Below are 521 nucleotides of genomic sequence, written 5' to 3'. Positions count from 1 at the left end.
CACCAAAAACAATAAGTTGAGCTAGTAAGCTCTTCCATACTATCATGGAGAGTTTGATCCTGGCTCAGGACGAACGCTGGCGGCGTGCTTAACACATGCAAGTCGAACGAGAAGAGATGAGAAGCTTGCTTCTTATCAATTCGAGTGGCAAACGGGTGAGTAACGCGTAAGCAACCTGCCCTTCAGATGGGGACAACAGCTGGAAACGGCTGCTAATACCGAATACGTTCTTTCCGCCGCATGACGGGATGAAGAAAGGGAGGCCTTCGGGCTTTCGCTGGAGGAGGGGCTTGCGTCTGATTAGCTAGTTGGAGGGGTAACGGCCCACCAAGGCGACGATCAGTAGCCGGTCTGAGAGGATGAACGGCCACATTGGGACTGAGACACGGCCCAGACTCCTACGGGAGGCAGCAGTGGGGAATCTTCCGCAATGGACGAAAGTCTGACGGAGCAACGCCGCGTGAACGATGACGGCCTTCGGGTTGTAAAGTTCTGTTATATGGGACGAACAGGATAGCGGT

At 53.7% G+C, this 521-nt stretch carries 1 rRNA gene; it reads left to right on the top strand.

Going from position 1 to position 521, the window contains the following annotated elements:
- Positions 1-41 precede the first annotated feature (41 nt).
- Positions 42-521: ribosomal RNA gene (locus HMPREF3201_RS05905) — 16S ribosomal RNA — on the top strand; the annotation flags it as partial.

It is taken from the genome of Megasphaera sp. MJR8396C (assembly GCF_001546855.1).
GTDB lineage: Bacteria > Bacillota > Negativicutes > Veillonellales > Megasphaeraceae > Megasphaera.
Note: the sequence above shows the minus strand (reverse complement) of the source record. Positions and strands in the feature narration are given on the sequence as shown.